General features: G+C 66.3%; 8 protein-coding genes. 7 read left to right on the top strand and 1 reads right to left on the bottom strand.

What is annotated here, in order from left to right; all coding sequences use genetic code 11:
* Positions 1 to 121: 121 nt before the first annotated feature.
* From lepA to recO, 6 genes are all read left to right on the top strand, one after another.
* Positions 122 to 1,912, top strand: a complete 1,791-nt coding sequence (gene lepA / locus ACE026_RS13495; RefSeq protein WP_184997305.1) for a translation elongation factor 4 — start codon at positions 122 to 124, stop codon at positions 1,910 to 1,912.
* A 100-nt stretch (positions 1,913 to 2,012) separates the two neighbouring features.
* Positions 2,013 to 2,807, top strand: coding sequence for a signal peptidase I (gene lepB, locus ACE026_RS13490; protein ID WP_486039373.1), 795 nt, complete (start codon positions 2,013 to 2,015; stop codon positions 2,805 to 2,807).
* Between the two features lie 32 nt (positions 2,808 to 2,839).
* Positions 2,840 to 3,223, top strand: a complete 384-nt coding sequence (locus ACE026_RS13485) for a DUF4845 domain-containing protein (RefSeq protein WP_088434521.1) — start codon at positions 2,840 to 2,842, stop codon at positions 3,221 to 3,223.
* Positions 3,213 to 3,893 (top strand): ribonuclease III, encoded by a 681-nt coding sequence (gene rnc / locus ACE026_RS13480; RefSeq protein WP_486039372.1) that lies wholly within the window; start codon positions 3,213 to 3,215, stop codon positions 3,891 to 3,893. The genes ACE026_RS13485 and rnc overlap by 11 nt, the downstream gene beginning before the upstream one ends.
* Complete coding sequence (era, locus tag ACE026_RS13475; protein ID WP_121038751.1) at positions 3,890 to 4,786, top strand: GTPase Era; 897 nt, start codon at positions 3,890 to 3,892, stop codon at positions 4,784 to 4,786. The genes rnc and era overlap by 4 nt, the downstream gene beginning before the upstream one ends.
* Positions 4,787 to 4,817: 31 nt before the next feature.
* Complete coding sequence (recO, locus tag ACE026_RS13470; protein WP_486039371.1) at positions 4,818 to 5,543, top strand: DNA repair protein RecO; 726 nt, start codon at positions 4,818 to 4,820, stop codon at positions 5,541 to 5,543.
* A gap of 70 nt (positions 5,544 to 5,613) precedes the next feature.
* Here the strand turns inward: recO and ACE026_RS13465 are convergent, their stop codons facing one another.
* Complete coding sequence (locus ACE026_RS13465) at positions 5,614 to 6,348, bottom strand: Hpt domain-containing response regulator (RefSeq protein ID WP_486039370.1); 735 nt, start codon at positions 6,346 to 6,348, stop codon at positions 5,614 to 5,616.
* 137 nt (positions 6,349 to 6,485) lie between these two features.
* Between ACE026_RS13465 and rlmD the strand changes: the two genes are divergently transcribed.
* Positions 6,486 to 7,820: a 23S rRNA (uracil(1939)-C(5))-methyltransferase RlmD gene (rlmD, locus tag ACE026_RS13460; protein WP_486039369.1), complete on the top strand. Its 1,335-nt coding sequence runs from the start codon at positions 6,486 to 6,488 to the stop codon at positions 7,818 to 7,820.
* Position 7,821: the final 1 nt, after the last annotated feature.

The following is a 7,821-nucleotide window of genomic DNA, read 5'->3' as shown; positions in this document are numbered from 1 at the left end:
TTTCTGGCGGGCCGATCACGCCAATCGCGGGCGGCCGCACGCGGGACCGGGCCGGCCATGCGATAATCCGCAGTCATCCTGACGACGCGACGCGCCGCCGCCACCTATGTCTTCTGATTCGATGCGGTTCATCCGCAACTTCTCCATCATCGCCCACGTCGACCACGGCAAGTCCACGCTGGCCGATCGCATCATCCAGCTTTGCGGTGGCCTCCAGGCCCGTGAGATGGAGGCGCAGGTGCTCGACTCGAACCCGATCGAGCGCGAGCGTGGCATCACCATCAAGGCCCAGTCGGTCTCGCTGCCGTATGTCGCCAAAGACGGCCACACCTACCACCTGAACTTCATCGACACCCCCGGGCATGTCGACTTCTCCTATGAAGTCAGCCGCTCGCTGGCCGCCTGCGAAGGCGCGCTGCTGGTGGTCGATGCGGCCCAGGGCGTGGAAGCGCAGTCCGTCGCCAACTGCTACACCGCGGTCGAGCAGGGGCTGGAAGTGGTGCCGGTGATCAACAAGATCGACCTGCCCACCGCCGACATCGACCGTGCCAAGGCCGAGATCGAGGCCGTGATCGGCATCGATGCCACCGACGCGGTGGCGGTCAGTGCCAAGACCGGCCTGAACGTGGGCGACGTGCTGGAGGCGATCGTGCATCGCATTCCGCCGCCGGTGCCGCGCGATACCGACAAGCTGCAGGCGCTGATCATCGACTCGTGGTTCGATAATTACCTCGGCGTGGTCTCGCTGGTGCGCGTGATGCAGGGCCAGATCAAGGCCGGCGACAAGCTGCAGGTGATGTCCACCGGCCGCAATCACCAGGTCGACAACGTCGGCGTGTTCACCCCCAAGCGCAAGGTGCTGCCGGCACTGAACGCCGGTGAGGTGGGCTGGGTGACGGCCAGCATCAAGGACGTGCACGGTGCACCGGTCGGCGACACCCTGACCCTGGCCGCCGATCCGGCCGCCAAACCGCTGCCGGGCTTCCAGGAAATGCAGCCGCGCGTGTTCGCCGGCCTGTTCCCGGTCGATGCCGAGGATTACCCGGACCTGCGCGAAGCGCTGGACAAGCTGCGCCTGAACGATGCCGCGCTGCGTTTCGAGCCGGAAAGCTCCGAGGCGATGGGCTTCGGCTTCCGCTGCGGGTTCCTGGGCATGCTGCACATGGAAATCGTGCAGGAGCGCCTGGAGCGCGAGTACAACCTGGACCTGATCAGCACCGCGCCGACCGTGGTCTATGAAGTGCTCAAGACCGACGGCAGCATCATCAACATGGACAACCCGGCCAAGCTGCCGCCGGTGAACATGGTCGATGAGATCCGCGAGCCGATCATCCGCGCCAACGTGCTCACGCCCGAGGAGTACATCGGCAACATCATCAAGCTGTGCGAAGAAAAGCGCGGCAGCCAGATCGGCATCAACTACCTGGGCAGCCAGGTGCAGATCAGCTACGAGCTGCCGATGGCCGAGGTGGTGCTGGACTTCTTCGACAAGCTCAAGTCGGTCAGCCGTGGCTATGCCTCGCTGGACTACCACTTCGTGCGCTTCGATGCCGGTCCGTTCGTCCGTGTGGACGTGCTGATCAATGGCGACAAGGTCGATGCGCTGTCGCTGATCGTGCACCGCAGCCATGCTGACCGCCGTGGCCGCGAGCTGTGCGAGAAGATGAAGGAACTGATCCCGCGCCAGCAGTTCGACGTGGCCATCCAGGCCGCCGTCGGGTCGCAGATCATCTCGCGCACCACGGTCAAGGCGATGCGCAAGAACGTGCTGGCCAAGTGCTATGGTGGCGACGTTTCGCGCAAGAAGAAGCTGCTCGAGAAACAGAAGGAAGGCAAGAAGCGCATGAAGCAGGTCGGCCGCGTGGAAATACCGCAGGAAGCCTTCCTGGCCGTGCTGCAGATGGACAAGTAAGGCCGGATGGCTTTCCCGGCAGCGGCAGGCGGCACCGGATCGGTGTCGCCGGACGCGCAGGGGCACACCACACCGCTGCAATCGTTCCCAAGGACACTGCATGAAATTGTTTGAGCTCCTCCTGGTCGTACTGACGTTGGCCTCGGGCCTGATCCTGCTGGCCGAAAAGCTGTACTTCGCCAAGCGCCGCGCCCAGCGCGCCGGCCTGCTGGACACCGAGCCGGTGATGGTCGACTACGCGCGGGCGTTCTTCCCGGTGCTGGCGATCGTGCTGGTGGTGCGCAGCTTCATCGCCGAGCCGTACAAGATCCCGTCCAGCTCGATGATGCCCAACCTGCTGATCGGCGATTTCATCCTGGTCAACAAGTTCTCCTACGGCCTGCGCCTGCCGCTGAACAACGCCAAGGTGATCCCGTTCGGCGAGCCCAATCGCGGCGACGTGGTGGTGTTCCATTTCCCGGGCCACTCGGACAACGATCCGGCCAAGGGTGAGAACTTCATCAAGCGTGTGATCGGCGTGCCGGGCGACCAGATCGAGTTCCAGGGCAACGGCCTGATCCTCAACGGCGAGCCGGTCAAATACGACAACAAGGGTCTGTACGCAGGCCACAACGGTCAGGGCGAGGGCAGCTCGCTGCTGGTCGAGCACCTGCCGGGCCGCACGCATACCGTGCTGGAGACCGATTACGCCCGAGGCGAAGGGCAGTGGACCGTCCCGGCCGGCAAGTACCTGGTCATGGGCGACAATCGCGACAACAGTGACGACGGCCGTTTCTGGGGCCTGCTGCCGGAGGAGAATCTCCGGGGCAAGGCGTTCCTGATCTGGCTGAACTGCTCGGGCTGGTTCTGCAAGGACGGCTTCGAACCGTCGCGGATCGGCACGGCCATCCATTGATTCATGGCACACGCGTATCTGGGGAGAACGCAATGAAGAACATGACATCGCAGCGCGGCATCACCTTGACCTCGTTCCTGGTGGTGCTGATCGTGGTCGCCTTCTTCCTGTACATCGGGATGAAGCTGTTCCCGATGTACCAGGAGTACTACGCCGTGCGTTCGGCGATGAAGAGCCTGGCCAAGGAGCCGGGCGTGGGCAACATGGAGCCGCGCCGCATCCAGGAGATGTTCTTCAAGCGCCTGTACATCAATTACTCCGAAAACGTGAAACCCGCCGACGTGAAGTTCGATCGCATCGATGGCGGGTGGAACATGAAGGTCTACTACGAAGTGCGCCGTGAAATGATCGGTAATCTGGACGTGGTGGGCAAATTTGATTCAAACCAGGAATTGACCCGTAGCGGTGCCGACTAAGACCTTCCAACGCGGTGACCTGATCGGTCACGCCTTCAACGATCCGGGCCTGCTCCAGCAGGCGCTGACGCATCGCAGCGCCGGCACGCCCAACAATGAGCGGCTGGAATTCCTCGGCGACAGCATCGTCAACATGATGGTGGCCCAGGCGCTCTACGAACGCTGGCCCAAGGCCGACGAGGGCGCGCTGACCCGTGCCCGGGCCGAGCTGGTGCGTGAAGGCGCGCTGGCGGTGATCGCGCGCGAGCTGCAGCTGGGTGAGCGCTTGATCCTGGGGCCCGGCGAGATGAAGACTGGCGGCCACCGCCGTGACTCCATCCTGGCCGATGCGCTGGAAGCGGTGGTCGCGGCGATCTACCTCGATGCCGGCTTCGCTGCCTGCCAGACGGTGGTGCTGCCCTGGTTCAACGCCTCCATGCAGGCCCTGCCGGCCACCGGCAAGCCCGAGAAAGACCCCAAGACACGGCTGCAGGAATGGCTGCAGGCCCGACAGAAGGCGCTGCCGCTGTACGAGCTGGTGTCAGAATCGGGTGACGATCATGCCAAGACCTTCCGGGTACGCTGCGGCGTAACCGACCCCGCTGTCAGCACCGAAGGCGAAGGTGCCTCGCGACGGCTGGCCGAACAACAAGCGGCTGCCGCCGCCCTTGAGCAATTGGATTCCAAGTGAACGAAGCAACCCCCCATCGTTCCGGCAGCGTGGCCGTCATCGGTCGCCCCAACGTCGGCAAATCCACCCTGACCAACGCCCTGGTGGGCGCCAAGGTCAGTATCGTCTCCAACCGCCCGCAGACCACGCGGCACCGGTTGCTCGGCATTGCCAGCTACCCGGAAGGCCAGATCGTGCTGGTCGATACACCCGGCCTGCACCGCGCGCAGAAGCGCGCCATGAACCGGGTGATGAACCGCGCCGCGCGCGGCTCGCTCGAGGGCGTGGACGCCGGCATGCTGGTGATCGAGGCCGGCCGCTGGGATGACGAAGACACCCTGGCCTTCAACGTGCTCAGCGACTCGGGCATCCCGGTGGTGCTGGTGGTCAACAAGATCGATCGCCTGAAGGACAAGGGCGCCCTGCTGCCGTTCCTGCAGCAGGTCACCGAAGGCCGCACGTTCGCGGCGGTTCACCCGATCTCCGCGCAGAAGCGCAACGGCCTGGAGTCGCTGGTCCGCGACCTGATGAAGCTGTTGCCGGAAGCCCCGCCGATGTTCGGCGAGGATGAGATCACCGACCGCAGCCAGCGCTTCCTCGCCGGTGAACTGGTCCGCGAGCAGCTGATGCGCCAGTTGGGCGAAGAACTGCCGTACGCGACCACGGTCGAGATCGAGCGCTTTGTCGAAGACGGCAACCTGCTGCGCATCGGCGCGGTGATCTGGGTCGAACGCGAAGGCCAGAAGGCGATCGTGATCGGCAAGGCCGGTACCCGCCTGAAGGAAATCGGCGCCAAGTCGCGCCTGCAGATGGAGCGCCTGTTCGGCGCCAAGGTCTTCCTGGAGACCTGGGTGCGCGTGCGCGAGGGCTGGTCCGACGACGAAGCTGCGCTCAAGGCGTTCGGCTACGAATAAGCCGGCCACTCCGGCCCCGGGCGGTTGAGTCATGCGCATCGAAGATGAGCCGGCCTTCGTATTGCACGCCCGGGCCTGGCGGGAGACCAGTCTGCTGGTCGAGGTGCTGACCGAGCAGTACGGCCGGATCGGGGTGCTGGCGCGGGGGGTGTCCAGCCCGCGCAGCCAAGCCTTGCGCGCGGCCCTGCAGCCGCTGCAGTGGATCCGCCTGACTGCCGTGCAGCGGGGCGAACTGGCCCAGTTGCGCGGTGCCGAGGCCTTGGACGCCGCGCCCCGGCTCACCGGTAAGGCGATGCTGGCCGGCTTCTACATCAACGAACTGATGATGCGGCTGGCGCCCCGCCAGGATCCGCTGCCGGAGCTCTACGACCACTACGCGCAGGTGCGCGCGCGGCTGCGCGATGGCGAGCCGCTGGCCTGGACCCTGCGACGTTTCGAGCGCGACCTGCTGGAGGCCTTGGGCTTCGGCTTCGATCTGCTGCATGGCAGCGATGAGGAGCCGGTCGACCCGGCAGCGCGCTATGAGCTGGATCCGCAGGAGGGGCCGCGGCGCCTGCTCAGCGACCGCGGCGTGGATCAACGCCGGGGTACGGCCACCGGCAGCGCGCTGCTGGCGCTGGCCGCCGATGAGATGCCGGGGCCCGACGATCTGGGCAGCCTGCGCCGGCCGATGCGCGCCGTGCTGATGCACCATCTGGGCGGGCGGGGGCTGAAATCCTGGGAAATGCTGGAGGACCTGGCCCGGCGGCGCACGTAAGCGCTGCAGGGCCGCGGCATCGTTGCGGGGTGACTCAAGCGGCGCCGGTGCCCCGGCTGCCGCCCCGTGCTCACTGCAGCAGGGCGTCCACTGCCACGCGGAAGCGGTTCTGCGCGGCGGTCGACTCCGGCGCCTGGTGCAACTGCCGGACTGCCCGCGCCAGGCGTGCGGCGCCGACGAACCCGCAGCTGGCCTGCAACCGGTGCAGCTGCCCACGCAGGGCCCGTACATCGTTCTCGCGCAGGGCCTGGGCCACTGCATCGCGCACGCCGGGCAACTCGGCCAGGAACAGTTCGCGCAGGGCGATGAGGTGGTGGCGCTGCCCATTCAGCGCGGCCAGGGCGGTGGTGTCGTCCCAATCCTGACGCAGGCCGTCGGCGTCGTCCGCCTCCGGGCCGAGCGGCGCCGACAGGCTGCCCGCGGTATGCACCAGGGCGCGGCGGACGGCTTTGAGCAGGTGCTCGCGGCTCAGCGGCTTGACCAGGGTCTCGCTGAAGCCGGCATCGCGCAGGCGCGAGTGGATCGAGGTGTCGCCGTCGGCGGTATGCGCCAGCGCCGGGGTATCCGGACGCGAGCGGCGCAGTTCCTGCAGCAGTTGGGTGCCATTGCCGTCGGGCAGGTTCACATCGATCAGCCACAGATCGTGTTGGCTGCCGCGGGCGCGGTCCATGGCCGTGGCCAGTGAATCGGCGGTATCGACCTGGGCCGGCAGGGTTTCCAGCGCGGCCTTGAAGAAGCCGCGGCTGATGGTGTCGTCCTCGACGAGCAGGAATCGGGGCATGGGATCCCTCGGGGTCATCTGCATTTGGGCTGCCTCCATGTCAGCTGCGCCCATCTTAAACGTGAAGTGGCCCGCCGCAAGCCTCCCGGCTGCATACCGGCTCAGCTTGCAGTTGGTATCTGCGACAATACGCACCCTTTTTGCCCGCAGCCTGTTGCCACGTGGCCCGAACCCGCTCCCGCCTCGACCGAACCCCCTTCCAGACCGACATCCTCGACCTCAGCCATGACGGCCGTGGCGTTGCCCGCCGCGACGGCGAGGGTGGCAAAGTCACCTTCATTACCGGCGCGCTGCCGGGTGAGGTGGTGACCGCCGAGCCGACGGCGCGCAATCGCCATTTCGATGAAGCCCGGACCATCGAGGTCGTACAGCCCTCGCCGCAGCGGGTGACCCCGCGCTGCCCGCATTTCGGCGTCTGCGCCGGCTGCGTGCTGCAGCATCTGGAGGAGTCGCAGCAGATCGTGGCCAAGCAGCGTGTGCTGATCGACAACCTGACCCGGATCGGCCACGTCACGCCGGGCACTGTGCTGCCGCCGCTGGTCGGCGACAGCTGGGGCTACCGCCGCAAGGGCCGCTTCTCGGTGCGCCGCGTGGAGAAGAAGGACAAGACCCTGGTCGGCTTCCGCGAGCTGGATCCGCGCTTCGTCGCGGACCTGAGCCAGTGCCTGACCGTCATTCCGGAAATCGGCATGAAGGTCGGCGTGCTGTCCGAGTTCATCGAGACGCTCGATGGCAAACGCGATATCCCCCAGATCGAATTCATCGCCGGGGATGACGCGATCGTCCTGACCATCCGCCACATGCAACCGCTCAGCGACGCTGACCGCGCCGCATGGACCGCTTTCGGGCAGGAACATGGTTTTGCGATCTCGCTGCAGCCCGGCGGCGTCGAGTCGGTGCACCCGCTGTGGCCGGCCGAGGTGCCGCTGTCGTTCAAGCTGGCACCGTGGGATGTCGAGCTGGCGTTCCGCCCGCTGGACTTCATCCAGGTCAACGCCAAGCTCAATGTGCAGATGATCGCCCACGCACTGGCGCTGCTCGATGCCGGCCCGGACGAGCGCGTGCTGGATCTGTTCTGTGGGCTGGGCAACTTCACCCTGCCGCTGGCGCGCACCGTGCGCAACGTGGTCGGTGTGGAAGGCGATGCCGGCCTGGTGGCGCGTGCGAAAGAGAACGCCGTGCGCAACGGGCTGGAGAATGCCGAGTTCTACGCAGCGGACCTGACCCAGGACCAGCGTCAGGCCCCGTGGATGCGCCAGGGCTTCGACAAGCTGCTGCTGGATCCGCCGCGCTCGGGCGCCATCGAAGTGCTGCAGCAGCTGCCGCTCAAGCAGTTCAAGCGGATCGTCTACGTGAGCTGCCATCCCGGCTCGCTGGCGCGCGACGCCGGCTACCTGGTCAACGAGCAGGGCTTCACCCTGGTCTCGGCAGGCGCGATGGACATGTTCCCGCACACCGCGCACGTGGAAAGCATCGCGGTGTTCGAAAAGCGCTGAC

This window comes from Stenotrophomonas sp. AGC87 (assembly GCF_057333975.1).
Note: the sequence above shows the minus strand (reverse complement) of the source record. Positions and strands in the feature narration are given on the sequence as shown.

What these genes read in the sequence shown, in the direction of transcription:
- ACE026_RS13485 (WP_088434521.1), top strand. Translation starts at nt 2,840, where the DNA reads ATGAAGAACATGACATCGCAGCGCGGCATCACCTTGACCTCGTTCCTG.
- lepB (WP_486039373.1), top strand. Translation starts at nt 2,013, where the DNA reads ATGAAATTGTTTGAGCTCCTCCTGGTCGTACTGACGTTGGCCTCGGGC.
- lepA (WP_184997305.1), top strand. Translation starts at nt 122, where the DNA reads ATGCGGTTCATCCGCAACTTCTCCATCATCGCCCACGTCGACCACGGC.
- ACE026_RS13465 (WP_486039370.1), bottom strand. Translation starts at nt 6,348, where the DNA reads ATGCAGATGACCCCGAGGGATCCCATGCCCCGATTCCTGCTCGTCGAG.
- recO (WP_486039371.1), top strand. Translation starts at nt 4,818, where the DNA reads ATGCGCATCGAAGATGAGCCGGCCTTCGTATTGCACGCCCGGGCCTGG.